The sequence below is a fragment of the Bacillus sp. 17RED48 genome (assembly GCF_019837545.1).
GTDB classification, from domain to species: Bacteria; Bacillota; Bacilli; order Bacillales; family Bacillaceae_G; genus Bacillus_A; species Bacillus_A wiedmannii.
In genome coordinates, this window is sequence record NZ_JADAXG010000001.1 from 14,000 (window position 1) to 40,739 (window position 26,740).

General features: G+C 38.6%; 23 protein-coding genes and 1 pseudogene. 18 read left to right on the plus strand and 6 right to left on the minus strand.

The window, feature by feature from the left end; all coding sequences use genetic code 11:
• Positions 1–34 precede the first annotated feature (34 nt).
• Positions 35–1,465 (plus strand): glycogen synthase GlgA, encoded by a 1,431-nt coding sequence (gene glgA / locus ILT06_RS00085; protein WP_149173700.1) that lies wholly within the window; start codon positions 35–37, stop codon positions 1,463–1,465.
• Positions 1,466–1,483: 18 nt separating this feature from the next.
• Positions 1,484–3,892: a glycogen phosphorylase gene (gene glgP, locus ILT06_RS00090; protein ID WP_087984936.1), complete on the plus strand. Its 2,409-nt coding sequence runs from the start codon at positions 1,484–1,486 to the stop codon at positions 3,890–3,892.
• 157 nt (positions 3,893–4,049) lie between these two features.
• Here the strand turns inward: glgP and ILT06_RS32350 are convergent, their stop codons facing one another.
• From ILT06_RS32350 to ILT06_RS00100, 3 genes are all read right to left on the minus strand, one after another.
• Positions 4,050–4,184: a hypothetical protein gene (locus ILT06_RS32350; RefSeq protein ID WP_081257150.1), complete on the minus strand. Its 135-nt coding sequence runs from the start codon at positions 4,182–4,184 to the stop codon at positions 4,050–4,052.
• A 76-nt stretch (positions 4,185–4,260) separates the two neighbouring features.
• On the minus strand, positions 4,261–4,983 hold the full coding sequence (locus tag ILT06_RS00095; RefSeq protein ID WP_001260119.1) for a lipase family protein: 723 nt from the start codon (positions 4,981–4,983) through the stop codon (positions 4,261–4,263).
• A 219-nt stretch (positions 4,984–5,202) separates the two neighbouring features.
• Positions 5,203–5,985, minus strand: coding sequence for a TIGR00266 family protein (locus ILT06_RS00100; protein ID WP_001147830.1), 783 nt, complete (start codon positions 5,983–5,985; stop codon positions 5,203–5,205).
• Positions 5,986–6,306: 321 nt separating this feature from the next.
• Here ILT06_RS00100 and cspD point away from each other — a divergent pair, with 321 nt between their 5' ends.
• On the plus strand, positions 6,307–6,507 hold the full coding sequence (cspD, locus tag ILT06_RS00105) for a cold-shock protein CspD (protein WP_001193052.1): 201 nt from the start codon (positions 6,307–6,309) through the stop codon (positions 6,505–6,507).
• A gap of 43 nt (positions 6,508–6,550) precedes the next feature.
• On the opposite strand, the gene ILT06_RS00110 is transcribed toward cspD, so the two are convergent.
• Positions 6,551–7,282: a yteA family sporulation protein gene (locus ILT06_RS00110; RefSeq protein WP_064474437.1), complete on the minus strand. Its 732-nt coding sequence runs from the start codon at positions 7,280–7,282 to the stop codon at positions 6,551–6,553.
• Between the two features lie 121 nt (positions 7,283–7,403).
• Entirely contained in the window at positions 7,404–8,357 is a 954-nt protein-coding gene (locus ILT06_RS00115; protein WP_000425755.1) for a 1,4-dihydroxy-2-naphthoate polyprenyltransferase, read from the minus strand.
• 194 nt (positions 8,358–8,551) lie between these two features.
• Between ILT06_RS00115 and ILT06_RS00120 the strand changes: the two genes are divergently transcribed.
• The 9 genes from ILT06_RS00120 (at position 8,552) to ILT06_RS00160 (ending at position 19,049) form a co-directional block, all read left to right on the plus strand.
• The gene (locus ILT06_RS00120; RefSeq protein WP_098101790.1) at positions 8,552–9,946 is read left to right on the plus strand and encodes an isochorismate synthase; all 1,395 of its coding nucleotides are present in this window, start codon (positions 8,552–8,554) and stop codon (positions 9,944–9,946) included.
• Positions 9,943–11,697, plus strand: a complete 1,755-nt coding sequence (menD, locus tag ILT06_RS00125) for a 2-succinyl-5-enolpyruvyl-6-hydroxy-3-cyclohexene-1-carboxylic-acid synthase (RefSeq protein ID WP_098101788.1) — start codon at positions 9,943–9,945, stop codon at positions 11,695–11,697. The genes ILT06_RS00120 and menD overlap by 4 nt, the downstream gene beginning before the upstream one ends.
• Positions 11,694–12,506: a 2-succinyl-6-hydroxy-2,4-cyclohexadiene-1-carboxylate synthase gene (gene menH / locus ILT06_RS00130; protein WP_064474440.1), complete on the plus strand. Its 813-nt coding sequence runs from the start codon at positions 11,694–11,696 to the stop codon at positions 12,504–12,506. The genes menD and menH overlap by 4 nt, the downstream gene beginning before the upstream one ends.
• Positions 12,507–12,574: 68 nt before the next feature.
• The gene (gene menB, locus ILT06_RS00135; protein WP_000963888.1) at positions 12,575–13,393 is read left to right on the plus strand and encodes a 1,4-dihydroxy-2-naphthoyl-CoA synthase; all 819 of its coding nucleotides are present in this window, start codon (positions 12,575–12,577) and stop codon (positions 13,391–13,393) included.
• Between the two features lie 202 nt (positions 13,394–13,595).
• Positions 13,596–15,041, plus strand: a complete 1,446-nt coding sequence (locus ILT06_RS00140; protein WP_098101786.1) for an o-succinylbenzoate--CoA ligase — start codon at positions 13,596–13,598, stop codon at positions 15,039–15,041.
• Entirely contained in the window at positions 15,042–16,148 is a 1,107-nt protein-coding gene (gene menC, locus ILT06_RS00145; protein ID WP_098101784.1) for an o-succinylbenzoate synthase, read from the plus strand.
• A 160-nt stretch (positions 16,149–16,308) separates the two neighbouring features.
• On the plus strand, positions 16,309–17,007 hold the full coding sequence (locus tag ILT06_RS00150; protein WP_000790344.1) for a response regulator transcription factor: 699 nt from the start codon (positions 16,309–16,311) through the stop codon (positions 17,005–17,007).
• A complete protein-coding gene (locus ILT06_RS00155; RefSeq protein ID WP_064474443.1) occupies positions 17,000–18,097 on the plus strand; it encodes a HAMP domain-containing sensor histidine kinase in 1,098 nt (365 codons plus the stop codon). Before ILT06_RS00150 ends, ILT06_RS00155 begins: the two co-directional genes overlap by 8 nt.
• Positions 18,098–18,188: 91 nt before the next feature.
• Positions 18,189–19,049, plus strand: coding sequence for a M15 family metallopeptidase (locus tag ILT06_RS00160; protein ID WP_098101782.1), 861 nt, complete (start codon positions 18,189–18,191; stop codon positions 19,047–19,049).
• Between the two features lie 86 nt (positions 19,050–19,135).
• On the opposite strand, the pseudogene ILT06_RS00165 reads toward ILT06_RS00160, so the two are convergent.
• Positions 19,136–20,366, minus strand: a pseudogene (locus ILT06_RS00165) (translocation protein TolB).
• A gap of 192 nt (positions 20,367–20,558) precedes the next feature.
• Here ILT06_RS00165 and ILT06_RS00170 point away from each other — a divergent pair.
• The 6 genes from ILT06_RS00170 to gntP all read left to right on the plus strand — a co-directional run bounded on the left by ILT06_RS00170 (position 20,559) and on the right by gntP (position 26,670).
• Positions 20,559–21,659: an amidohydrolase/deacetylase family metallohydrolase gene (locus tag ILT06_RS00170; protein WP_222654754.1), complete on the plus strand. Its 1,101-nt coding sequence runs from the start codon at positions 20,559–20,561 to the stop codon at positions 21,657–21,659.
• Positions 21,637–22,740: a DgaE family pyridoxal phosphate-dependent ammonia lyase gene (locus ILT06_RS00175; protein WP_098101778.1), complete on the plus strand. Its 1,104-nt coding sequence runs from the start codon at positions 21,637–21,639 to the stop codon at positions 22,738–22,740. The genes ILT06_RS00170 and ILT06_RS00175 overlap by 23 nt, the downstream gene beginning before the upstream one ends.
• A 1-nt stretch (position 22,741) precedes the next feature.
• On the plus strand, positions 22,742–23,497 hold the full coding sequence (gene dagF / locus ILT06_RS00180) for a 2-dehydro-3-deoxy-phosphogluconate aldolase (RefSeq protein ID WP_222654755.1): 756 nt from the start codon (positions 22,742–22,744) through the stop codon (positions 23,495–23,497).
• The gene (locus tag ILT06_RS00185) at positions 23,490–24,506 is read left to right on the plus strand and encodes a sugar kinase (protein ID WP_222654756.1); all 1,017 of its coding nucleotides are present in this window, start codon (positions 23,490–23,492) and stop codon (positions 24,504–24,506) included. Before dagF ends, ILT06_RS00185 begins: the two co-directional genes overlap by 8 nt.
• Entirely contained in the window at positions 24,506–25,231 is a 726-nt protein-coding gene (locus ILT06_RS00190; RefSeq protein ID WP_098101773.1) for a GntR family transcriptional regulator, read from the plus strand. The genes ILT06_RS00185 and ILT06_RS00190 overlap by 1 nt, the downstream gene beginning before the upstream one ends.
• Before the next feature lie 113 nt (positions 25,232–25,344).
• Entirely contained in the window at positions 25,345–26,670 is a 1,326-nt protein-coding gene (gene gntP / locus ILT06_RS00195; protein WP_063259501.1) for a gluconate permease GntP, read from the plus strand.
• Positions 26,671–26,740 lie beyond the last annotated feature (70 nt).

Sequence of the window (26,740 nt, forward strand, 5' to 3'; positions counted from 1 at the left end):
AGTCGTATAAGCTTTTCGTGCAGTGGGACAACAAGTGAATATTTTATTTGCAGTATCAGAATGTGTACCATTTGTTAAATCGGGAGGATTAGCTGATGTAGCAGGTGCGCTCCCAAAAGAGCTGAAAAAATTAGGTGTGGACGTTCGCATTATACTTCCAAATTATAGTCTTATTCCGCAAAAATTAAGGGATGGATGTACGTTACATAAAGTAATTAACGTCCCGCTTGGGTGGAGAAATCAATATTGCGGAATTTTAAAAGGTGAGCAAGACGGGATTAAGTATTACTTAATAGATAATGAATATTATTTTAAGAGAGATTCTCTATATGGTCATTATGATGATGGAGAGCGTTTTTCTTATTTTTCGAAAGCAGTTTTAGAGTGTATTCCGCATCTTGATTTCGAAGTGGATGTTCTCCATAGCCACGATTGGCATACAGCTATGGTGAATTTCTTACTGCGTGAAAAGTATCAAGATAATCCATTATATGAGCATATTAAAACGGTGTATACGATTCATAACTTGCAGTTCCAAGGTGTATTTCCTCCTGAAGTGATGTACGACTTGTTAGAACTTGGTGACGAATATTTTCATAGTGAGCAGCTAGAGTTCTATGGAAATGTGAACTTTATGAAGGGCGGAATTATCGCTTCTGATCAAATTACAGCGGTTAGCCCGACATACAAAGAGGAAATTCAATATGAGTTTTTCGGTGAGAAGTTAGATGGATTGTTACGAAAAAATAATGGTAAGCTTAGCGGCATCGTAAATGGAATTGATACGAGCGTATATAATCCAGAAACGGATTCGTATATTACTGCTCAGTATGATGCAGAGTCATTAGAGGAAAAGAATGAAAATAAACGCGCCTTGCAGCGTTATTTTGGTTTGCCAGAAAAAGAAGATACACCAATTATTTCAATGGTAACGAGATTAACGAAGCAAAAAGGTCTTGATTTAGTACGTACTGTATTCCGCGAAATAATGGAGGAAGATGTGCAATGTATTATTTTAGGATCAGGTGATTCTGAATATGAACAATTCTTTGAGTGGATGGCATACGAGTATCCTGAGAAGGTAAAAGTGTATATCGGATTTAATGAAGAACTAGCCCACCAAGTGTATGCAGGAAGTGATTTATTCTTAATGCCATCACTATTTGAACCGTGTGGACTTGGACAACTTATCGCATTAGCGTACGGTACAATTCCGATTGTAAGAGAGACAGGCGGATTAAATGATACTGTACAATCTTATGACGAAGAAACTGGAGAAGGAAATGGTTTCAGTTTCACGAACTTTAATGCACATGACATGTTGCACACGGTTCTTCGTGCAATTGAATTTTATCATGATAAACCGGTGTGGGAGCAGCTTGTAAAACAAGCGATGACTGAAGATTATAGCTGGGAGAAATCAGCTCTTGCCTATAAGAAATTGTATAAAAGTCTCATGGAATAACATGTAGGTGGTGAAGAAATGTTTACTCATGTTGAAAGTTTCAAATCAGCTTTTCTAGAAAAGTTAGAGACGATGTATGGTAAAAGTTTTAAAGACTCTACAACTCGTGATCAATACAATACGCTTGGGTACATGGTACGTGAGTATATGAATAGTCAATGGATTGCAACGAACGAAAGTTATCGGTCTGGAGAGCAAAAGCAAATGTATTACTTATCCATTGAGTTTTTACTTGGGCGTTTGCTTGGAAGTAACATATTAAATTTAGGCATCAGGGATGTATGTGAGCAAGGACTTTCTGAGCTTGGGATTTCTTTGCAACAGTTAGAAGAGGTGGAAGCAGATGCAGGTCTTGGAAATGGTGGACTTGGACGATTAGCAGCCTGTTTCCTTGATTCACTTGCATCTTTAAACTTACCAGGTCATGGCTGTGGAATTCGTTACAAACATGGCTTATTTGATCAAAAAATTGTTGATGGTTATCAAGTTGAATTTCCAGAACAGTGGCTTCTTCATGAAAACGTATGGGAAGTAAGAAGGCATGATCAAGCTGTAGAAGTAAGTTATTTCGGCAATGTGGAACCGCTATACATTGACGGGCGTTTAGAGTTCAGGCATACGAATGCAGAAGTGATTATGGCAGTACCATATGACGTTCCAGTAGTAGGTTATGAGACGAGTACTGTAAATACACTCAGACTTTGGAATGCTGAACCAGTTCCTTTCCCGCAAAATTGTAAAGATATTTTGAAATATAAGCGTGAAACAGAGGCGGTATCGGAGTTTTTATATCCAGATGATACGCATGATGAGGGGAAAATACTTCGTTTGAAACAACAGTATTTCCTCGTATCAGCAAGTTTGCAAAATATCGTTCGTATGCATAGAGAAAGATATGGTGACCTTCGTCAATTACATGAGAAAATTGCGATTCATATTAATGATACACATCCCGTTTTGGCGATTCCAGAACTGATGCGTATTTTATTAGATGAAGAAAAACTAGCATGGGAAGAAGCTTGGCACATAACAACGCAAACGATTTCTTATACGAATCATACGACGTTATCAGAAGCGCTTGAGAAGTGGCCAATTCACATTTTCAAACCGTTATTACCGAGAATTTATATGATTATTGAAGAGATTAATGAACGTTTCTGTCATGAACTTTGGGAACGTTATCCATATGAATGGCATCGTATTGAAGAGATGGCGATTATTGCGCATGATCTTGTGAAAATGGCTCATTTAGCAATTGTCGGTAGCCATAGCGTAAATGGTGTAGCAAAAATTCATACGGAAATTTTAAAGCAACGTGAAATGCGACTGTTTTATGAGTTTTATCCAGATAAGTTTAATAATAAAACGAATGGAATCGCTCATAGACGTTGGTTAATGAAGGCGAATCCGCAGCTGACGAACCTTATTTCAGAGGCAATTGGAACAGAGTGGAAGAAAGAACCGATTAAGCTTCAAGAGCTACAATTAGTTCAATATGATGCGAGTTTCCAAGAGAAATTTGCAGAGGTAAAACAAGAGCGTAAAGAGATTTTAGCGGAGCGCATTCATAATAAAATGGGGATTACAATTGATCCTAATTCTATTTTTGATGTGCAAGTAAAAAGACTACATGCTTACAAACGACAATTATTAAATGTTCTTCATATTTTATATTTGTATAACCGTTTGAAAGAGGATGCTAGTTTTACATTTTACCCGCGTACTTTTATCTTTGGAGCGAAAGCATCACCTGGCTATTACTATGCGAAAAAAATTATTAAATTAATCAATGAACTCGCAAGGAAAGTGAATAATGATCCGTACGTAAGCCAATATATGAAAGTTATCTTTCTAGAAAACTATCGAGTGTCTTTAGCGGAAGATATATTCCCAGCTGCGGATGTGAGTGAGCAAATTTCAACTGCGAGTAAAGAAGCATCAGGAACGGGGAATATGAAATTTATGATGAATGGTGCGATTACACTCGGAACGTTAGATGGAGCTAATGTTGAAATAAAAGACCGGGTCGGTGATGATAACTGTTTCATTTTTGGCTTAACAGCGGAAGAGGTTCTTCATTACTATCAAAATGGTGGATATCGTGCAAGTGATTATTATCACCACAATATGCATATTAAAAAAGTAGTAGATCAGTTAACGAATGGTTTCTTTGCACATTCGGGAGCTGAATTTGAAGCGATTTATGATTCTCTCGTAATTCAAAATGATGAATACTTCGTTCTGCGAGATTTTGGTCCATATGCGGAAAGGCAAGAAGCTGTTGGTAGAGCGTATGAAAATCGAACGAAGTGGCTAGAAATGTCGATTTTAAATATTGCACAGTCTGGTCATTTTGCGAGTGATCGAACGATTTTACAGTATAGTAATGAGATTTGGAGTATTGGTAATGCGGTTACACAGTATTAAGTGAAAGTCCCTTTTGAAGGGACTTTTATTCATGGAGACAAAGTGTAAAAATGAATTATACGTATAGGGATGCTAAAGTGTATTCACTTTTAAAAGAGGAATATAATCACTTGAAAAACCGAGCTTAATCTCATTAAGCTCGGTTTTCTTTTTTTGCTTAAGAAAGAAATGGGATAGCGGTATATATGATACCTGTTCCACCATATTCTCCCGTCGCAAAGTATGAAAATGTAAAGAAACCTGTAAACGAAAAAATTATAATGAGAAAAAGTGCAAAGATAAATTTTAGCATGTAAGGTCCCCTCATCCAAAAATAACTTCATATACTATTATAGTATAAGGATATAGAATTTCCAATCATTACCTGGTTAAAAATGAGAAGTCAGACATGTTTTGTATGTTGTCATGGCATGATTATTTGTAATAGATTTTGTGTTTTTTGTAAAAGTCATATTGTGATGAACGTGTGCATATTCCCAGTCTTGGTCATTAAAATGGACATTGCGCGGAGGAAGAAGAGGAACGACATCAAATAGATTAACAAAGCGAAAGCTACTAGCTACTTGTAGTTTATAATAATTACGAAATGCAATATCGCCCACTTTGGGAGAGGCAAATGTATAAAGACCGTACTGTGCGAAGGCGGTGTTGATACGCGCATCGAGTATATGTAGTGTGGCGAGCGCGCCGCCTAAGCTATGACCTGTTGCAAGAAGTTTTTTATGGGCTGGTAGTGATACGAGCATATCCATAATAGAATCTCGACAAGATTCATAAATGGAAAGAAAGCCGTTATGGACATTTCCGCTGTTTAAAGCATATGGGTATGGTTTTTGGTTAACGAGTGAATCGATAATCCAGTCTGTATCTGTTTGTGTCCCGCGAAAAGCTACAATAATCGTATCCTCAGATTCTAGTATGAATCCAAACCATTCTGTCGTTTGAATGGTTTTTCCTTGAAAGCCTTGTACATATTGAAAACCATCCGGTATTTCGAAAATCCCATTTTGTTTATATTGTTCATACGTTAACTCACAACAAGAAGCTAACAATATGGCAGTATCTTTATCGAAGGATAAAGGAGTACGCATTAAGGAAGCCCTCCTTAAGAAAAGGTATAGTTCAATATATGCAGTGAGGGACTTGATTCATTCTTTTGAGGAAGTTTGAAAATTAGGCTTGAACCTTTCCTTTATAAATATGAAGAAGAAGCGCGGCTAATGAGGTTATGGAATCCAATACGATTCAAAATGGTTTATACAGTCCAAAAAAAGATAGTTCCCTATGAAGGGGACTATCTCTTTTTTGTTTTATTCTTTCCCATCTAAAAGACGTCCAAGTCCGCCTAAAACGCTGCCTTCACCGCTGTTTTGAGCTGCTGGGCTTGTAAGGCGTGCTGCTAAACGGCTAAGTGTTAGGGACTGAATCCAAACCGTTCCAGGACCTTCTAACGTTGCGAAGAATAAACCTTCGCCGCCAAATAGAGCTGTTTTTACTTTTCCAACGAACTCGATATCGTAGTTAACGTCTTTTGTCATGGCAACGAGACAACCTGTATCGATGCGAAGTCTTTCGCCAGGTTTTAATTCACGCTTATATACAGTTCCTCCTGCATGCATGAAAGCGAGTCCATCACCTTCAAGTTTCTGCATGATGAAACCTTCACCACCGAAGAAACCAGTTCCAATTTTTTTCGTAAACTCAATTCCGATAGAAACGCCCTTTGCTGCACAAAGAAACGCGTCTTTTTGACAAACGACTTTCCCTTGATATTGTGTTAAATCAACAGGGATGATTTTTCCTGGATAAGGAGCGGCGAATGATACGTGGCGCTTGCCATGACCTGTATTTGTAAAGACAGTCATAAACATACTTTCACCTGTAACGAGACGCTTACCAGCGCCCATTAATTTACCGAATAGACCACTAGATGGGCCAGAACCATCACCGAAAATGGTTTCCATTTCGATATGATCTTCCATCATCATCATTGCGCCAGCTTCTGCGATAACGCTTTCTTCTGGATCTAATTCAATTTCAACAAACTGCATATCATCGCCATATAATTTATACTCGATTTCATGTGCTTGCATTTTTTCACCTCATCATATGTAGTAATTATATTGTACAAAAATCAAAGGAATTAGAATACTGTAGATTTGTTAATTTTTGAATAAAAATAGAATGAAAATTTAAGGTTATACTAGGATTATAAAAAACGATGGTTTGAAAGTGTTCTCATTTGACGTTTTTGACATAGCATGATATAGTGAAAACACTATTGAGCTACATAATGTGGTACGGAAATAAAGCACGTTGTATTAAAGGCTGTAAGCTTGTTATACATTCATGTCCTTTATATCCACCTTTTCATGTGGATTCATAGTTTCATTTTTATTTAGGAGGTACATGACATGCAAACAGGTAAAGTTAAATGGTTTAACGGCGAAAAAGGTTTTGGCTTCATCGAAGTTGAAGGCGGAGAAGACGTATTCGTACATTTCTCAGCTATCCAAGGCGACGGCTTCAAAACTTTAGAAGAAGGTCAAGAAGTTTCTTTCGAAATCGTTGAAGGAAACCGCGGACCACAAGCAGCTAACGTTACAAAAAACTAATTAGCTAGCGATAAAAAGCATTCCGAATTTCGGAATGCTTTTTTTATTCTTTGGAGCTAGATTCATTTGAAGATAACTCGCCTTTGAAAGTGCGCTCTTCAAAGTCATCAAGCATTTGTTCATACTCTTCATGTTCTTCTGTGGCGAAAACTTGCGGATTTTTGCCATACATGTCTGTTCCTATAAAATTTTCGAAATCCTCTACATACCCAACATTTTCCTCACTATTTACGTACATGCCATTATAGTTTTTGGAATCCTGTCTTTCTAAATCGGACGGTGTTTCTGATGTCCCGTAATTTGCGACATCTTGCCATGCATCTTCAGCATCGTATTCTACAGAATGATCTTCGTCGTGCTTGTGAAAAGAAGGAGCCAACACCTCTTCTTCAACTGGTCGCGTGTTCATATTTAATTTATTTGTAGTGTGCTGAATACACGTTGTAGCGGTTGGCATTGCCTCTAATCTTTCAAACGGAATTTCTTCGCCAGATACTTCGCAAATTCCATACGTACCTGCTTCAATTTTTTGCAGGGCATGTTTCGTATCTTCTAGCTGCTTATGCCAAAATTCGATGAGCCCGAAATCTTTCTCGCGTTCGTATAATTCTGTAGCCATATCACCTGGATGATTGTCATAGCTAGATAATTCTCCAACAGAATCGCGTTCAGAAGCACGATCTGTATTCTCATGAGTTTGTATTGTTACTTCAACTTCTTGCTGTTGTTTTTCTAAAATAGATTTAAATTGATTTATTTGTTGTGGAGTTAACATAGTCTTCCACCTTCCTACAAGTCAGTTTCTTTACATAGTATGAGCGTTGAGAGTAGGAATTATGAGCTGAATTTCAGCTCGGAAATCGGTATAAAAAAAGAGCCGCATAAGCAGCTCCTTTTTATAGAAAATATCCAAGCAATAATCCGATTCCCATGAGGAGACCGAAGATTGTATTTGTTTTCGCTGTTGCAATCATCGCAGGTACCATTTCCATTGGAATGCTTTTGCCGATAAAGCCTTTCGTCGCTTTCAATGCTTTCGGTGCACTTAAAAATACGATAAGCATCCACGGCGATACGATGTTCACGATAATTAGAGCGATTGTCCAAATATAAGAAACGATGAACATAGAAGCGAGTACACCAACGGCTCTTTCACGTCCGACGAGAATTGCTAACGTTTTACGACCGTTTTCTTTATCGCCATCTAAGTCACGAATGTTATTAGCTAGTAAAATGGCACCAATTAAAATGGAGCTTGGAATAGATAATAAAATGACTTCTGATGTTACAGTTCCAGTTTGAATAAAGAATGAAATCCCAATAATAATGACACCCATAAATAATCCGGCTGTTAACTCTCCAAATGGTGTATAGGCAATTGGAAGTGGGCCACCTGTATAAAGGTAGGCAACGGCCATACAAACAAGACCGATTGCAGCAAGCCACCAGCTAGAATTCATACAAATATAAACACCTAATAGTATTGCGATGCCGAAAAATCCAAATGCTAAGTTAAGCACTGTTTTCGGCTGAATGCCATCGCGAACGATAGCGCCGCCGATACCGACTGACCCTTCGTGATCGAGTCCTCTTTTATAATCAAAGTATTCATTAAACATGTTTGTTGCTGCTTGAATGAGAAGACAAGCGAGAAGCATCATAAGGAAAAGAGGGAGATGTATTTGATTTATACCTCCGACCTGCATCGCATAGGCTGTTCCGATGAAAACAGGAACGAAAGCTGCTGTTAATGTATGGGGACGTAGTAAACTCCACCAAATGCGCCAGCCGGTTTGCTTACTTGGCTTTGGCGCCGTAGGAGAGGAATTCGTTTCGACGTTCATTTCCATGTTGAATCCTCCTTTGGTCACATATTGTACACAACTAAGTGTAGAAAAAGCATCATTTAGTGTCAACGTTTATTTTCTAGGAAGAGAAGGTGAATTTCTCAGAAATGCTAAACGTTGACAGGCCTTTCGTTTGAGGTGTATCTTAAAATCAAGCGTAATTATGACTATTTTTCGCCCATAGGGGGGAGACAATTGTGATTCAAACGAAACAAATAGGCTTGCAAGAAGTTCTTAGTGCAGCCATTAAGCGTGCAACTGATGAAAAAATATTGGTTAGCTTCGTAAAACAAATAGACTGGATAGATCCGCTTCTGTTTTATGCAGCAGGAAAAAGGATCTCATTCGAAAATAGATGTTATTTTGCAGACCCAGCTCAGCATGTAATATTTGCTGGAATTGGCTCTGTTTTCACTATAGCAACTTCTTCTCACAAACGCTTTCAAACGGCTCGTGACGAGTGGGATAAAGTAAAAGAGAAAGCATTTGTACAAAGAGGAAGATACGAATTTGGGACAGGTCCTCTTTTATTTGGTGGATTTTCATTTGACCAAGAAAAAGAGAAAACCGACTTATGGAAAGAATTTGATGATACGACATTTTCACTACCAGCATTTTTATTAACTGTAAAAAATGAAAAAGCATGGTTAACAATGAATACATTCGTTTCAGCAACTGATTGTGCAGAAACTCTTTATAACGAAATTGTTTCTTTAGAAGAGAAAATTTTTTGGGAGAGTAAATGTGCACTAGAGGGATCGAAATTAACAGTTACTTCTAAAGTAGAAGTAGATCCGAAAGGCTGGATGAAGGCCATTGAGACAGTGCAAGATGAGATGAAGCAGGGGAACGTGCAGAAGGTTGTATTAGCGAGGGAGCTAAAAGTAGAAATGGATCATCATATTGATTCTGCTCTTGTTTTAGAAGCGCTTCGCATTGGGCAACCGGATTGTTACGTATTTTCTTTTGATTATAAAGGAGCATGCTTCTTAGGAGCGACGCCAGAGAGGTTAATACGCAAAGAAGATGAGAAATTTACTTCGATGTGTCTTGCTGGTTCAACTGGTCATGGTCAATCTATAGAAGAAAGTAAACGAAATAGTAATGCGCTTCTTCATGATGAAAAGAATTTAGCTGAACACGGTTATGTTGTGAACATGATTCGAGGAGTGCTAAATGAGCACTGCGAATCCGTTAATATTCCGGAAAGTCCGGGCTTATTAACAACGAAAAACTTAATTCATTTATATACGCCTGTAGAGGCAAACGGCGATGCGAGTCTTTTAACAATGGTAGAAGAATTACACCCAACACCAGCTCTTGGCGGGACACCTCGTTTGGAAGCGATGAAATTGATTCGTGATGTTGAATTGTTAGACAGAGGGTTATATGGTGCACCGATTGGCTGGATAGATGATGAAGGAAATGGTGAATTTGCGGTTGCACTTCGCTGCGGATTATTAAATGGCGCGAAAGCATCCTTATTTGCCGGATGCGGGATTGTAATTGATTCAGTACCGCAACTTGAATATGAAGAAACAAGCTTGAAGTTTAGACCGATGCTTGGTGCTTTGGAGGAATTAATGAAATGAACAATCATATAGAAGCATTATCATATTATTTAGGCGCGTTCGTGGATGAACTGACGCGTCTAAATGTATGTGATGTTGTCATTAGTCCAGGCTCACGGTCAACACCGATTGCTCTACTAATGGAACAACATGAAGGAATGAACACATATTTACATGTAGATGAAAGATCAGCAGGATTTTTTGCGCTCGGTATCGCAAAAGCAAAAAAACGCCCTGTTGCATTATTATGTACGTCAGGAACGGCAGCAGCGAACTACTATCCAGCTGTATGTGAAGCTTTTCATTCACGAGTGCCGCTTATCGTCTTAACGGCAGATAGACCGCATGAATTAAGAGATGTTGGTGCACCACAAGCGATGAATCAATTCAATTTATACGGTACATTTGTGAAGCAATTTACAGAGATGGCACTTCCAGAAGCGAGTGAAGCGATGTATTATTATGCTCGCATGACGACGCAGCGCACGATAGCAAGCGCACTTCTAGCGCCGCAAGGACCTGTTCATCTTAATTTTCCAGTTCGCGAGCCGCTTATCCCAGATTTCTCATTAGAAAGTTTATGGGATAAAGGACGCGGGGAATATACAGGAGTAGTTCAGCAAGGGAACGTGATGATGCCGAGTGAATATGTAGATTCTCTTGTAGGGCGCCTTTCACATATGGAAAAGGGGCTTATTATTTGTGGAGATGATAGTCATTCAGAAATCGCAGCGTTTGCGGCAGAACTAGCTGAAAAAACGGGATATCCAATATTAGCGGATCCACTTTCGAACATTCGTAGCGGACATCACGATAAAACGATGGTAATCGACTGTTACGATACATTTTTACGAAATGAATTGTTAAAAGAAACGTGGAAGCCAGAAGTTATAATTCGCTTTGGTGGTATGCCTGTTTCTAAAGCATTAACGCAGTTCATTAAAAAACAGAAGAAAGCCGTTCATATCGTTGTTGAAGAATCTGGCCAATGGAGAGACCCAGCTCTCGTTGCGACAGAAGTTGTACAGGCAAGTGATACTGCATTTTGCAAGGCACTAATAGAAAAAATACCAGCTATGAAACAGAATGATTGGTTCGGAATGTGGCAACATATAAACGAAAAAACGAAGGAAACGCTTCGTGAAATGGAAACATATGAAACTGCATTTGAAGGGAAAGTTATTACGGATATCGTCCGCGTACTACCAGAAGGGGCAACATTATTCGCGAGTAATAGTATGCCAATTCGTGATACAGATTCATTCTTCTTCACATCAGATAAAAATATTCAAGTGATGGCAAACCGTGGTGTAAATGGGATTGATGGAATCATTTCGACAGCTTTAGGAGCGAGTATTATTTGCGATCCGCTCGTATTAGTTATTGGTGATTTATCATTTTATCACGATTTAAACGGATTATTAGCCGCAAAATTACATGAATTAAATATAACGATTGTCGTTGTAAACAATGATGGTGGCGGTATTTTCTCATTCTTACCACAATATGAGAAAAAGGAACATTTCGAATCATTATTTGGAACGCCAATTGGACTTGATTACGAGCATGTTGTCAAAATGTATGGCGGTTCATTTAGCCGTGTAAATGGTTGGGAGCAATTCCGAGAAGAGGTGCAAAAGGGAACGACGAAGGAAGGTTTACACGTTGTAGAAATTTGTACGAACCGTGATGAAAACTTAATATTGCACCGTAAATTGTGGGCGAAAACGCAGGACATAATTACTGCATCGTTGCAAGGTGAATCAAAATGAACGTAACGCTGCAAGGTGTATCGTATGAATATGAAGTAGTTGGAAGCGGGGAACCACTTCTACTTCTTCATGGTTTTACGGGAAGCATGGAAACGTGGCGTTCCTTCGTTCCTTCTTGGAGTGAACAGTTTCAAGTCATTTTAGTAGATATTGTGGGGCACGGAAAAACGGAAAGTCCTGAAGATGTAACTCACTATGATATTCGAAATGCAGCATTGCAAATGAAAGAACTACTAGATTATCTTCATATTGAAAAAGCACACATACTTGGCTATTCAATGGGCGGTAGACTGGCGATTACGATGGCATGTCTATATCCAGAGTATGTGCATTCCCTTTTATTAGAAAATTGTACAGCTGGACTCAAAAGTGAAGATGAGAGAGAAGAACGTCGTGTAAAAGATGAGCGACTTGCCAATAAAATTGAGCGAGAAGGCATCAATAGTTTTGTAACGATGTGGGAAAATATTCCGCTGTTTGAAACGCAAAAATGTTTAGCACAAAACGTACAAGAAGCAGTGCGAAAAGAAAGACTTGCTAACAATCCAAAAGGACTTGCAAATAGCTTGCGCGGCATGGGAACAGGGGCTCAGCTTTCATGGTGGAACGAGCTGCAAAACTTAAAAATGCCTGTTCTTTTAATGAACGGGGAGTATGATGAAAAGTTCTTTCGCATATTAAAAAACATCGAAAAATGCGTCTCTGACGCGAAATTTGTCAAAATTGATGGTGCTGGCCATGCAATTCATGTGGAACAACCGGAAAAGTTTGATACAATAGTAAAGGGATTTCTAAAAACTATGCAGTGATGCTTTTTCATCTAAGAAGGAAGCTACACTTATAGAGGAGATCAGAAATATACAAGGAGGTAGTTGTAATGGCTATTGAATGGGTAAAAGAAGGCAATTACGAAGATATTATTTATTCAACATACAATGGTATCGCAAAGATTTCGATTAACCGTCCTGAAGTACATAACGCATTCCGTCCTAAAACGGTAATGGAGTTAATCAACGCTTTTGCACACGCTCGTGATGATGCAAATGTTGGCGTTATCATTTTAACAGGTGAAGGTGGACGTGCATTCTGTTCTGGCGGCGACCAAAAAGTTCGCGGTCATGGTGGATATGTAGGTGACGACCAAATCCCTCGTTTAAACGTATTAGACTTACAACGTCTAATTCGCGCAATTCCTAAACCAGTTATTGCAATGGTAGCAGGTTATGCAATCGGTGGTGGACACGTACTTCATATCGTATGTGACTTAACAATCGCTGCAGACAATGCTGTATTTGGACAAACAGGTCCTAAAGTAGGAAGCTTTGACGGTGGATACGGAGCTGGTTACTTAGCTCGTATGGTAGGCCATAAGAAAGCTCGCGAAATTTGGTACCTATGCCGTCAATACAGCGCACAAGAAGCGCTTGATATGGGCTTAGTAAACACAGTAGTACCATTAGAAGAGCTTGAAGCAGAAACAGTACAATGGGCACAAGAAATCTTAGCAAACAGCCCAATGGCACTTCGTTTCCTAAAAGCTGCATTCAACGCAGACACAGACGGTCTAGCTGGTATTCAACAACTAGCTGGAGATGCAACGTTATTGTACTACACAACTGACGAAGCAAAAGAAGGTCGCGACGCGTTCAAAGAAAAACGCAGTCCGGACTTCGGTCAATTCCCTCGTTTCCCGTGATCAAATCAAAAGCGGAGCCGACTGTTTAGCCTCGTAGGCTAAGGTTCTTTCGCACAGAAAGTGTTTTTTACTTTCTCGGGCGGAAGGTTCTTAGACGGAAGGGGCTAGGAGGCGTAGCTAGATGAGATCAAACCGGAAACAAAACAACTAAGAGACTTGATGTCATATCAAGTCTCTTTCTTTCATGAAAGGAGAATGGATAATGGAGACGATGCCAAATTGGTTAATGCAACGTGCATTTTTAACACCAGATCGCATTGCAATTGAAATAGAGGAAGAGAAAGTTACTTTTATGCAGCTGCATGAAAAAGTAGTATCTGTTTGTGAACACCTCACACATGTAGGAGTGAAGCGTGGGCAAAAGGTGGCTGTTCTGATGAAAAATGGTATGGAGATGATTACAGTTATTCACGTCCTATCTTACGTAGGTGCAGTAGCTGTGCTTTTAAATACGCGTCTTTCAAGAGAAGAGCTACTTTGGCAAATGGATGATGCTGAAGTTGTATGCTTAGTGACGGATCAAGATTTCGAGCCTAAAGATGTTCCTGTATATTCATTTGCCGAAGTGATGAATGGATCGAAGGCGGAAGCCTCTATACAAGAAGAATTCTCTTTAGAAGAAGCAATGACAATTATTTATACGTCAGGGACGACAGGGAAGCCGAAAGGCGTTATTTTAACGTACGGCAATCACTGGGCAAGCGCGGTTGGTTCTTCGCTTAATTTAGGGCTTCGTGATGATGATTGCTGGTTAGCTTGTATGCCGATGTTCCACGTTGGCGGGTTATCTCTTTTAATGAAAAATGTTATGTACGGAATGCGTATTTTACTCGTTCCGAAATATGATGCTGATTTTATTCATAAAGCACTTCAAACGAGAGGTGTTACGATCATTTCTGTCGTTTCTAAAATGTTAACTGATTTATTAGAGAGACTTGGAGGAGAGACATATCCATCTTCTTTACGATGCATGTTACTTGGCGGAGGACCAGCCCCGAAACCACTACTAGAAACGTGTGTAGATAAAGGAATTCCTGTGTATCAAACGTACGGTATGACAGAAACGTCGTCGCAAATTTGTACGTTATCCGCAGATTACATGTTAACGAAAGTAGGATCAGCCGGGAAACCACTATTTCAGTGCCAACTTCGTATTGAAAAAGATGGCGTAGTAGTGCCGCCGTTTACGGAAGGCGAGATCGCAGTAAAAGGACCGAACGTAACAGGCGGTTATTTTAATCGTGAAGATGCGACGCGCGAAACCATCCAAAACGGATGGCTTCATACTGGTGACCTCGGTTATTTAGACGAAGAAGGATTTTTATACGTATTAGACCGCCGCAGTGATTTAATTATTTCTGGCGGTGAAAATATATATCCGGCTCAAATTGAAGAAGTGTTGCTCTCTCATCCGATGGTAGCCGAAGCCGGTGTCGTCGGTATGACTGACGATAAATGGGGACAAGTACCCGCTGCTTTTGTTGTAAAAAGTGGAGAGGTAACAGAAGAAGAAATTCTGCATTTTTGCGAGGAGAAATTAGCGAAATATAAAGTGCCGAAGAAAGCATGTTTCTTAGAGGAATTACCACGAAACGCTTCGAAAAAATTGTTAAGACGAGAGTTAAGACAATTAGTGGAGGAGATGTAAGTGGAAATAAAAAAAGCGACACTTCATATAACGGAAATGCCACTCGTCATTCCGTTCGCTGCAAGCTACGGAACGTATGAAAAGCGTGAAAGTATCGTCATTGAATTAGAAGATACGGACGGATACATTGGATTTGGCGAAGTCGTTGCGTTCTCTGAACCGTGGTATACGGAAGAAACGGTGAAGACAGCGCTACATGTACTTCAAGATTTTTTAATACCGGATTTATTGAAAGCTGAAATTTCTCATCCGAATGAAATACCAGATTTGTTCAAGCATATAAAGAGAAACAGAATGGCAAAGGCCGGAATTGAAGGGGCTGTTTGGGGCTTATATGCAAAGCGTCAAAAGAAGTCATTAGCGGCATTACTTGGCGGAACTAGGACTGAAATTGAAGTTGGCGTTGTGATTGGTATCAATACAATTCCCGTCATGTTAAAACAAATTGAGAAGTATGCAGAAGAAGGGTACGAGCGTTTTAAAGTGAAAATAAAGCCAGAGCATGATTACGAATTATTGAAAGAAATTCGTAAAGAATTCCCGCATATCCCGTTAATGGCTGATGCAAATTCAGCCTATACATTAGCGGATACGGAGAAGTTGAAGCGATTAGATGAATTTCAATTGATGATGATTGAACAGCCGTTAGCGGATTACGATTTTCTGGATCATGCACAACTGCAAAAGAAAATTGAAACGCCAATTTGTTTAGACGAAAGCATACATAGTTTAGAAGACGCGCGCGTTGCGATTACGCTTGGTAGTTGCCGCATCGTTAATATTAAACCAGGGCGAGTGGGTGGATTAACAGAATCCATTCAAATTCATGATTACTGCATGGAGCATAACATACCAGTTTGGTGCGGTGGTATGGTAGAGATGGGGATTTCACGAGCACAAAATGTTGCGCTTGCTTCACTGCCAAACTTTACGATTCCAGGTGATATATCTGCCTCTAGCCGACATTGGGAGAAGGATATTATTTCGCCGGAAGTGATGCTTGAGGGCGGAAAGGTGATTGTACCGCAAAGTGTTGACACTGAGTATGAAGTAAATCGAGGAAGGCTGGCGGAAATCACGAAGCAGCGGATAGTTTTGGAGCGGTGAATTTAATCAGGATGCCCGCAAATAGCGGTAGGATTTTGTTGTTAATTGTCGGTAAGTCGATATAATTTCATTTACTAAGGTTACTCCCGTGAGTAACCTTTTCGTATTGTACAAATTGGATAGACTAGTTTACAATCGAGCGTATACAAGGGGGAGTAAAATGAAGAACATTTCAATTTTAATAGCGGATGATGAGGCAGAAATTGCTGATTTAATTGAGATACATTTAGAAAAAGAAGGTTACCACGTCGTGAAGGCAGCTGATGGAGAAGAGGCAATTCATGTTATTAAAACGCAGCCAATCGACTTAGTGGTTTTAGATATTATGATGCCAAAAATGGATGGTTATGAAGTGACGCGCCAAATTCGCGCGAAGCATCATATGCCAATCATTTTCTTAAGTGCGAAAACGTCTGATTTTGATAAGGTGACAGGTTTAGTATTAGGTGCAGATGATTATATGACGAAACCTTTTACACCGATTGAATTAGTTGCACGTGTAAATGCACAATTACGCCGATTTCTTACGTTAAATCAGCCGAAAGTAGCGGAGAATAAATCTGCTTTAGAGGTAGGCGGAGTTGTTATTGATCCTGAGCGAAGAACAGTAAATGTGTACGGAGAACAAGTTGAATTAACACCGAAAGAGTTTGATATTTTATATTTATTAGCGAGCCATCCGAAGAAAGTGTACAATGTGGAAAATATTTTTCAGCAAGTATGGGCTGAAGGTTATTATGAAAGTGGAAATACAGTTATGGTACATATTCGTACACTGCGGAAAAAACTTGGAGAAGATAAAAGAAAGAATAAGTTAATAAAAACAGTGTGGGGAGTAGGGTATACTTTCAATGGCTAAAAAGATGAGAAGCTTTCGCTCGAAGATGGTTATGCTATTTGCGTTAAGTATGATATTAGCTGGTGGGGTAACGTATATCATTTATGAAGGCTTACGGATCTACTATAAATTAGTCGTTCGTTTTGAAGATCCATTAGCCCAATTCCGTTCAATGATAAGACAAATTGGGGATGTTAATTTCTTTTTAATTATTTTTATCCCTCTGTCTATTATGTTTTTCTTCTTCCTTACTAGGCCTTATGTAAAATATTTTGATGAGATTTCAAACGGGATTCACCATTTGGCGAACGGAGATTTTACAAATGAAGTGCACGTTTCATCAAATGATGAGTTTGGATATATCGCACGTGAAATAAATGTAGCGAGTGAAAAATTAAAGGAAGCAGTGGAACGAGGAGACTTTGCGGAAAGTAGTAAAGACCAGCTTATTGTTAACTTAGCTCACGATTTAAGAACGCCGTTAACATCTGTTTTAGGTTATTTAGATTTAATTCTTAAAGATGAGAATTTGACGAAAGAACAAATTAAACATTTTTCCACAATCGCTTTTACGAAATCCGAAAGGCTGGAAAGTTTAATTGATGAATTATTTGAAATTACGAGAATGAATTATGGGATGTTGCAGCTGGACAAAAGACCAATTGATATAAGTGAATTGCTTATACAGTTAGAGGAAGAATTGTATCCGTTATTAGAGAAAAAGGGTTTAGAAGCGAGATTGAACATGGATTCTTATTTACCTATTAGCGGTGATGGAAAATTATTAGCGAGGGTATTTGAAAATCTTTTAACGAACGCGATTCGTTACGGGTATGATGGAAAGTTTGTCGATGTGAACGCATATATTGAGAGTGAAGAGGTAGTCGTACAAATTATTAATTACGGAGATAGCATTCCGGAAGAAGATTTACCGTATCTTTTTGATATGTTTTATACAGGTGATAAAGCAAGGTCAGAGCAACAAGGTAGTACAGGCCTTGGTTTATTTATCGCGAAAAATATTGTTGAACAGCATGATGGGAAGATTTCTGCTGAAAGTAATGTAATTAGAACGATATTTGAAGTAAGATTACCAAAAGAAGAAAGCTAAGCAATTTAATAAAAATTTAAACTTTACCCCACTTTTTATTTTAATAGTTTTTTCTATTCTATACGTAAGTCACGTTAAGGAGGAACTAGAAATGAAAAAGTGGGTATTTATTTCTCTTTTTATATTATGTACAGTCTGTGTAGGCTTTTATATATCACCGTTATTTCAAAAGGAGATCGATGTTAAAATTGCGGGAAAAGATAATAAGGTAAAATCGGCGAAAATTGAAAAGGTAGAGGTTACAAAAGAACAAGTTTATAAAGGTAATCTATTATTAGTTAATAAAGATTACCCCGTTAAAAAAGATAGTATTAGATCCGATATTATAAATGTAAATCACAATAGTGAATTAGTAAGAGGCTATGTGATATTTGATAGAAATCTTCGTTTATCAAAGGATGTTGTGAGCAAGTTTTTGAACGTTGTCGATGCAGCTGGGAAAGATGGTGTACAGCATTTTTTAATGAATAGCGGATATCGAGATTTTAATGAGCAAGAAAAGTTATATGAAAAAATGGGCTCTGATTATGCACTTCCAGCAGGATATAGTGAACATAATTTAGGATTATCACTGGATGTTGGATCTACGCAAAAGAAGATGGAGAGAGCCCCTGAAGGAAAGTGGATTGAAGAGAACGTATGGAAGCATGGCTTTGTTTTACGTTATCCGAAAAATAAAAGTCATATTACAGGCATTCAATATGAGCCGTGGCATATACGTTATGTCGGATTACCTCATAGTGCGATTATGCAAAAAGAGAAAATTACATTAGAGGAATATTTGGACTTCTTAAAAGAGAAAAAAGAAATCACAACCGATGTGGAAGGTAAGAAATATACGGTTTCTTATTATAAAGTGTCCGGGAATAGGAAAGTGAATGTTCCAGCGGATAAGCAGTATGAAATTTCGGGCAACAATATGGATGGGGTTATTGTGACGGTTCAGGAATAGATCATTTTGATTCTCCCATGCGGGAGAATCAAAATGGAGGAACAGGTACAAATTTTTATATGACTAGGATTGTAATTAACATATTTTCAATGAAGTTTAGTCAGAGTAAAAAAAGTCGGAGCCTCATCAACATTCTTCAGCCATATATACTCCTGACTATGTAAGCTATCCTTCACCCAGACATCGCCTTTATATTCATTTGTTTTCTTGCGAAGCCAAGTAAGATAAGGGCGAATAACTTGAGGGTCTTCATCACGTTCATTCTGTTTTGGGAACGAGATTTGTTTCTGTTCTTCTGTTTTTATATTGATCATATAAAGTGTTGTAAACATCGTCGGAACAAGGCCTTCTTTCCATGCCTTATTTTCTTTTGCACGAGCCACAACCACTTTGTTTGGTGAAAACCATTCTAAATCAAGGTCTACATAACCGACAGGTGTGTAGACCTTTTGTTGTTTTGCTATTACCATGTCTGCAACTGTAAATTTTTTATTTTCTACAAAAAATCTTCCTTCTCCTGAAATATAGGCCAGTTGATTGGCTGATGGAGCCCACTTCATCCAGTCTTTGAACCATAGCATGTTACCAATCGTTCGAAAGTGTTTCCCTTTTGATGAGATAACACATAATGTATTGCTATCCATTGCTAAGGAGGCAGTAGGACTAGCCAAAAAACTAAGCCACTTTCCATCAGAACTCCACTTGAAATAGTTAGTGTTAATCGCAAATAAATCAGTTTCATTTGTTTGAATCGTATAAAAAGGCTTTATTTTATCTTTAGCAAGATTTGCATCGACTGGTATTTTAATAAAGTGGAATCTTGCCCCATCCGGTCGGACGCAAGCAGGATTGTGAGGAGACGATAAATTCCTTTCCGTTCGGGAACCATTCGAAATCACTAACCCCAAGTGATACATTTTCAAAATCTTGTGGGCGACCGTTTTTAATTTTTGTAACGTTTAATAAACCTTGATCAGTGTAAGCCAATTGATTTTTGTTTGGTGACCACTTAAAGTCAGATGTTACGACTCTTACATAAGGCTGATAGTTTATTTTATCTTCCGTATCATAGATGAATAAGTTAGATTCTTTACCCGCTTCATCACTATCAATATAGCCAATAAACCTACCGTCATAAGACCATTTTGGAGAATACACATATCGATTTTTTGTGATTTGTATTTCTTGATTTCCTGTCTTTATCCATAGCTGATGGTCCCGGATAAATGCAGCCGTGAGTGATGGAGGGGCTGCGCTAACCGTTGTTGATATAGACAAAGTAATTAAAATTATAAATAATAAAATTCGAAATCCCATGAATATCCCTCCTGCTTATAGGTTGTCCGAATATGTAATGGAAACTCTCATTTTAATATAAAATCAAACATTATAACGTTATATTTACTTCTCCCTTTTTTTGTGTTACGCTAAACGTGTGAAAGAGATATAAAATGAAACTTTAATGTAAGCGTATTCTTATGGCTTCTTATAGAAAAGGGTGGAAATACAATGACAGAACGATTCGTACTACGTAATGTGAAACGTGTGAACGGGGAAGAGATTGACATTGTAATTGAAAATAATAAAATCGCACAGGTGACGAAAGCTGGTTCTGGCGGGGGTGGGAAGGTTCTTGATTACTCGGGTACGTACGTATCGAGTGGCTGGATTGATTTACACGTTCATGCTTTTCCAGAGTTTGATCCGTATGGCGATGAGGTGGATGAAATTGGCGTTAAGCAAGGGGTAACGACAATTGTTGATGCGGGTAGCTGCGGAGCTGATCGCATTGCAGATTTAGTAAAAAGTAGAGAGCAGGCAAAAACGAATTTATTTGCCTTTTTAAATATTTCTCGCATCGGTTTGAAACGAATTGATGAATTATCCAATATGGAATGGATAGATAAAGAGAAAGTAATAGAATCAGTAGAAAAGTATAAAGATGTAATCGTTGGGTTAAAGGCGAGAATGAGTAAAAGTGTCGTTTGTGACAGCGGAATTGAACCGCTTCATGTTGCACGCTCGTTATCTCGTGAAACATCATTACCGATTATGGTACATATCGGTTCAGCGCCTCCTCGCATTGAGGAAGTTGTACCTCTTTTAGAAAAAGATGATGTGATTACACATTACTTAAACGGGAAAGAAAATAATTTATTTGATGAAGAAGGCAAACCGCTACCTGTATTAATAGATGCAGTGAAGCGCGGTGTTCATTTAGATGTTGGTCACGGTAATGCTAGTTTTTCTTTTAAAGTAGCAGAAGCGGCGAAGCGTCACGGCATTGCCTTTAATACAATTAGTACAGACATTTACCGGAAGAATCGTATAGACGGTCCAGTGTATAGTATGGCTCACGTTCTTTCGAAATTCCTTTACTTAGGGTATCCGCTAGAAGAAGTAATAAATGCGGTGACGAAAAATGCGGCAGAGTGGCTGAAGAAACCAGAGCTTGGCCGTATTCAAGAAGGCGATATTGCAAACTTAACTTTATTTACGGTGAAAGATGAACCGATTACGTTAATTGATTCAGAAGGGGATCAGCGCATTGCTGAAAGAAGAATTGATACGAAAGGGGTTGTAATCAATGGGTCATTCATTGAATGCTAAGTACGGATTAAAAAGAGTGATTAATGCGAGCGGTAGAATGAGTATTTTAGGTGTATCCGCTCCTACAAATACAGTTATGGATGCGATGAAACATGGTGGACAAAATTATGTGGAAATTGCAGATTTAGTAGATAAAGCAGGAGACCATATTGCGAGAATTCTAGATTCAGAGGCAGCAGTCGTTGTGAATTCAGCATCGAGCGGAATTGCGCTTTCTATCGCTGGTATCGTTACAGAAGGAAATCGCCGTAAAAGTGAAAGACTTCATCAAGAGGTCATCGCGAAAAACGAAGTGATTATGTTAAAAGGCCATAACGTTCAATACGGTGCGCCTGTTGAAACGATGATTTACTTAGGCGGGGGTAAGCTTGTAGAAGTTGGCTATGCAAATGAAGGGAAAGCAGAGCATATTGAAGATGCGATTGGTGAAAATACAGCAGCAATTCTATATGTGAAATCCCATCATGCCGTGCAAAAAAATATGATTTCTGTTGAAGAAGCATGGGAAGTTGCACAGCGAAATAACGTACCACTTATCGTCGATGCGGCAGCTGAAGAGGATATTCAAAAATATGTGAAGTATGCAGACCTTGCCATTTATAGCGGTTCAAAGGCAATTGAAGGACCTACTTCTGGTATTGTTGGCGGGAAACGAAAATATATCGAGTGGCTGAAAGTGCAATTACATTGCATCGGAAGAAGTATGAAAGTTGGGAAAGAGACGACTTTCGGTTTACTTCAAGCGCTTGATGAGTATGGAGTAAAAGAAGATAAGAGCCAGCAAGAAAAAGAGTTATTACAAGTACTTATGCCGCTAAAAGAATTAAATGGTGTAAATGTAACGATCGTTCAAGATGAAGCAGGAAGAGCAATCTTTAGAGCGCGTATTCATATTAACGAGAAAGAGTTAAATAAATCAGCAAAAGACGTTGTAACAGCATTACGCGAAGGGGAAATCGCAATTTACACACGTGATTATGGAGTAAGACAAGGATTCTTTGACATTGACCCACGTCCACTTCAAGGTGATGACATACATGTAATTGAAGAAAAAATGAGAGAAATCGTAGGGGGAAACTAAAATGACAAACATTCAAAAACGTTTTTATAAAGGCCGTGTAGCATTAAATGTATTAGCAAACAATATCGAAAATGCAAAAGACATTTTTGAAGCGGCAGAAGGTTATGTAGTAGTGGGAGTGTTATCAAAAGAATATCCAACAGTAGAAGAAGCAGTAACTGCAATGAAAGCATACGGACAAGAAATTGATGACGCTGTATCAATCGGACTAGGAGCAGGAGATAATCGCCAAGCGGCAGTTGTAGCTGAAATTGCGAAGCATTATCCTGGTAGTCATATTAACCAAGTGTTCCCTTCAGTTGGAGCGACACGTGCAAACCTTGGCGGAAAAGATAGCTGGATTAATAGTTTAGTATCACCAACAGGAAAAGTAGGGTACGTAAATATTTCTACTGGTCCAATTAGTGCAGCTGGAGAAGAAAAAGCAATCGTTCCAATTAAAACAGCAATCGCACTTGTACGTGATATGGGCGGAAATTCATTGAAATACTTCCCAATGGAAGGATTAGCGCATGAAGAAGAATATCGCGCAGTTGCGAAAGCATGTGCGGAAGAAGGCTTTGCATTAGAGCCAACAGGCGGAATTGATAAAGAAAACTTTGAAACAATTGTACGTATCGCATTAGATGCAAATGTAGAGCAAGTTATCCCGCACGTGTACTCTTCTATTATTGATAAAGAAACTGGTAATACGAAAACAGAAGATGTTCGTGAGTTATTAGCGGTAGTGAAGAAGCTAGTTGATCAATATGCGTAAGAAAATTGCAGCATTTGGCGAAGTAATGATGCGCCTGCAAGTACCAGGATATGAATTGTTGTCACAAGCTAACACATTAAATTACTCATTTTCTGGTACAGGTGTGAACGTTGCAGCGGCGCTTTCTCATCTAGGGCATGAAGGTTTTCTTATTTCAACTTTACCGGAAAACTCGGTTGGAGATGCTGCGATATCGCACATTCAAAAATTAGGCATTCAGGCACCGTTTATTTCAAGAGGTGGTAAATATGTCGGCATGTACTTTTTAGAAAATGGATTTGGAGCACGTGCAAGCCGCGTTACATATTCAAATCGCCTAGAAAGTAGCTTTAATACGGCATGTGAAGAAATGTATCAATTTGAAGAAATCGTCAAGGAAATTGATATCGTTCATTTTTGCGGCATTACACTTGCGATAAATGATACGGTGCGCCATCATATGAAATCTTTAGCGAAAGCAGTTAAAGAAAGCGGAGGCACTGTCGTTTTTGATTGCAATTATCGTCCATCTCTTTGGGGAGAGGATGGATATGAGCAGGCGAAACCGCATTATGAAGAAATGCTAGCTCTTGCTGATATCGTTATGATGAATGAAAAAGATGCAATGTTCGTTCTTGGAATGAAAACAGAAGAGACAGAGCGAGAGGCGCAACTTGTTGATCTTATTCCGAAAGTGGCTGAAACATATCATATTGCTACAATTGCTGGTACACATCGCTCTATTAATAGCGATAATACACACTCGCTTCGCGGGTTTATATGTAAAGATGGTGCGTTCACTTTTGCAAAAACACTTACGTTTTCTGTATATGATAGAATAGGTGCTGGAGATGCTTATACGAGCGGGATTATTCATGGCGAGATAGAAGAGTTTGCACCAGAGAAAGCTGTTTCATTTGCGTCAGCAGCTGGAATGCTTGCACATACAATCGTCGGTGATACGCCAATGTCATCAGAGAAGGATATACTTCGGGCAATGACGGCATCAGTAGGTGATGTAGAAAGGTAGTGGGTGTAACGGTGAACGTAACGAGGAAAAAAGGACCATTATATTTACAAATAAAAAATATTATTCGTGATCGAATATTGCATGGTGTATATGCGATTCATACGAATATTCCTTCCGAACCGCAGTTAGAAGAAGAGTTCAAAGTGAGTAAAATTACAGTGCGTAATGCGATTAAAGAACTTGCTCAAGAAGGATATTTGGAAAAGAAAAGCGGTAAAGGAACGAAAGTCATCCGTAATACTTCTGCGACAAAGTTGTCAAAGGGAAAGAAATTTACAGAAGTGTTAGTGGAAGAAGGATATAAAGTACAAAAGAAATTACTAAAAGCAGAAGTCGTTCATAATGAAGAAGGAACAGTGCCATTTCGATTATTCGGTAAGGAGAGTTTTCGTATCGAACGTTTATATACGTTAAATGATGCACCGTACATTCATTATACGCACTATTTCTCAGCACACATGGCAAGTACAGATTTATCGGACTTTGATTTACAATCGCTTTATGATTTAGTTGAAGACCGAGGTATACATTTAGAAAACTTCAGAGATGAATTCGTAGTTGGACTCGCGCCTAGTTTCGTTGCAGAAGCGTTAGGTGAAAAAGAGGGGACAGCGCTATTAAAACGTATGCGTTATTCTTACGATGAAGTTGGCGAAGTAATTGAATATAGCGAAGGCTACTACAACACAGAAATGCAGCATTATGTAGTGAATTATGACGTATAAAAAGAGGGTATTCGCCCTCTTTTTTTATAAAGTGAAACTTTAATTGGGTTTATCCCGCACCAATTAGGTGTTTACTGTCCACAAATACGGGGGAAAAGTAAGGGGAATGAGAGATGGATATATACTTATTAATCGTCACGTTACTTGCAATCGCGATTGTTATTTTAGGGGTATCATGGTGGAAATGGCATGCATTTATTAGTTTAACAGTTGCGAGTTTATTTTTAGCCATCATGTCTGGACTGAATTTAACGAAAATAGTGACCGCCTATGAAACTGGTGTTGGTAGTGTACTAGGGCATTTAGTTGGTATTTTAGCTCTCGGAACAATTTTAGGAAAAATGATGTCCGATTCAGGGGCCGGCATGCAAGTGGCAGATTTCTTTATTCGATTTTTCGGTGTGAAGAAACTACCTTGGGCTATGTTATTTGCAGGATTTGTTATAGGGATTCCGGTATTTTTTGAAGTGGGGATTGTCATTTTATTACCACTTGTTATTTCCATTCGAAAAACGACGAAGCAAAATATATTATTAATTGCGTTACCTGTTATTGCGGGATTATCTATTGTGCATGGGCTCGTACCGCCACATCCAGGGGCGATGACAGCAATCGGTATTTATAACGCGAACTTAGGAAAGGTACTTTTATATTCATTAATTATCGCGTTACCAACAGCCATTATCGCAGGACCTATATTTGCAAAGTGGGTACATAAAAGGGTTATACCTGAAAATGAACCAGAGCTTGTTCGAGTTACGACAGTATCAACTGATTTACCAAGTCGTAAAGTTTCATTCTTTATTATTTTATTACCGGTTGTATTAATGATTTTATCAGTAGTTGCACCATATATTTCATTACCGAAAAAAATAACTGAATTTTTTGTGTTTATAGGAAGTCCAGTAATTGCTTTACTTATTTCATGTTTCGCAGCATTCTATTTACTTGGAATAAGACAAGGAATTAATAAAAAGGTCATTAAAAAATTAACGGATGAAAGTTTATTACCGGTCGGTTCCATTATTTTAATTATCGGTGCAGGTGGTGGATTTAAACAAATATTAATTGAAAGCGGCGTTGGAACGGCGATTGCACAAATGGCAGAACATATATCGTTATCACCAATTGTATTAGCGTTCATGGTAGCTGGATTAATTCGAATTGCAACAGGTTCAGCGACAGTAGCATTAACGACAGCAGCAGGGATTGTTTCACCAGTTATTCAGCACATGTCAGGTGTAAATTTAGAATTGCTCGTTATAGCAACAGGTGCAGGATCATTAATGTTTTCTCACGTAAATGATGCAGGGTTTTGGCTTGTAAAAGAGTATTTAGGATTAACGGTGAAGGAAACGTTTAAAACGTGGACGGTACTTGAGACATTGTTATCATTTATTGCATTTGGCTTTGCGCTTTTATTAAATACTTTTATTTAGAAGATACCTTAATTGGTATCTTTTTTTTGATGAAGCCCATTTCCAAAAACAAGCCCGTTTTTAGGTAAGC

Coding starts and splice junctions, on each gene's coding strand:
- glgP (WP_087984936.1), top strand. CDS start 1,484: ATGTTTACTCATGTTGAAAGTTTCAAATCAGCTTTTCTAGAAAAGTTA.
- ILT06_RS32350 (WP_081257150.1), bottom strand. CDS start 4,184: ATGCTAAAATTTATCTTTGCACTTTTTCTCATTATAATTTTTTCGTTT.
- ILT06_RS00095 (WP_001260119.1), bottom strand. CDS start 4,983: ATGCGTACTCCTTTATCCTTCGATAAAGATACTGCCATATTGTTAGCT.
- ILT06_RS00100 (WP_001147830.1), bottom strand. CDS start 5,985: ATGCAAGCACATGAAATCGAGTATAAATTATATGGCGATGATATGCAG.
- cspD (WP_001193052.1), top strand. CDS start 6,307: ATGCAAACAGGTAAAGTTAAATGGTTTAACGGCGAAAAAGGTTTTGGC.
- ILT06_RS00110 (WP_064474437.1), bottom strand. CDS start 7,282: ATGTTAACTCCACAACAAATAAATCAATTTAAATCTATTTTAGAAAAA.
- ILT06_RS00115 (WP_000425755.1), bottom strand. CDS start 8,357: ATGGAAATGAACGTCGAAACGAATTCCTCTCCTACGGCGCCAAAGCCA.
- menD (WP_098101788.1), top strand. CDS start 9,943: ATGAACAATCATATAGAAGCATTATCATATTATTTAGGCGCGTTCGTG.
- menH (WP_064474440.1), top strand. CDS start 11,694: ATGAACGTAACGCTGCAAGGTGTATCGTATGAATATGAAGTAGTTGGA.
- menB (WP_000963888.1), top strand. CDS start 12,575: ATGGCTATTGAATGGGTAAAAGAAGGCAATTACGAAGATATTATTTAT.
- ILT06_RS00140 (WP_098101786.1), top strand. CDS start 13,596: ATGGAGACGATGCCAAATTGGTTAATGCAACGTGCATTTTTAACACCA.
- ILT06_RS00150 (WP_000790344.1), top strand. CDS start 16,309: ATGAAGAACATTTCAATTTTAATAGCGGATGATGAGGCAGAAATTGCT.
- ILT06_RS00155 (WP_064474443.1), top strand. CDS start 17,000: ATGGCTAAAAAGATGAGAAGCTTTCGCTCGAAGATGGTTATGCTATTT.
- ILT06_RS00160 (WP_098101782.1), top strand. CDS start 18,189: ATGAAAAAGTGGGTATTTATTTCTCTTTTTATATTATGTACAGTCTGT.
- ILT06_RS00170 (WP_222654754.1), top strand. CDS start 20,559: ATGACAGAACGATTCGTACTACGTAATGTGAAACGTGTGAACGGGGAA.
- ILT06_RS00175 (WP_098101778.1), top strand. CDS start 21,637: ATGGGTCATTCATTGAATGCTAAGTACGGATTAAAAAGAGTGATTAAT.
- dagF (WP_222654755.1), top strand. CDS start 22,742: ATGACAAACATTCAAAAACGTTTTTATAAAGGCCGTGTAGCATTAAAT.
- ILT06_RS00185 (WP_222654756.1), top strand. CDS start 23,490: ATGCGTAAGAAAATTGCAGCATTTGGCGAAGTAATGATGCGCCTGCAA.
- gntP (WP_063259501.1), top strand. CDS start 25,345: ATGGATATATACTTATTAATCGTCACGTTACTTGCAATCGCGATTGTT.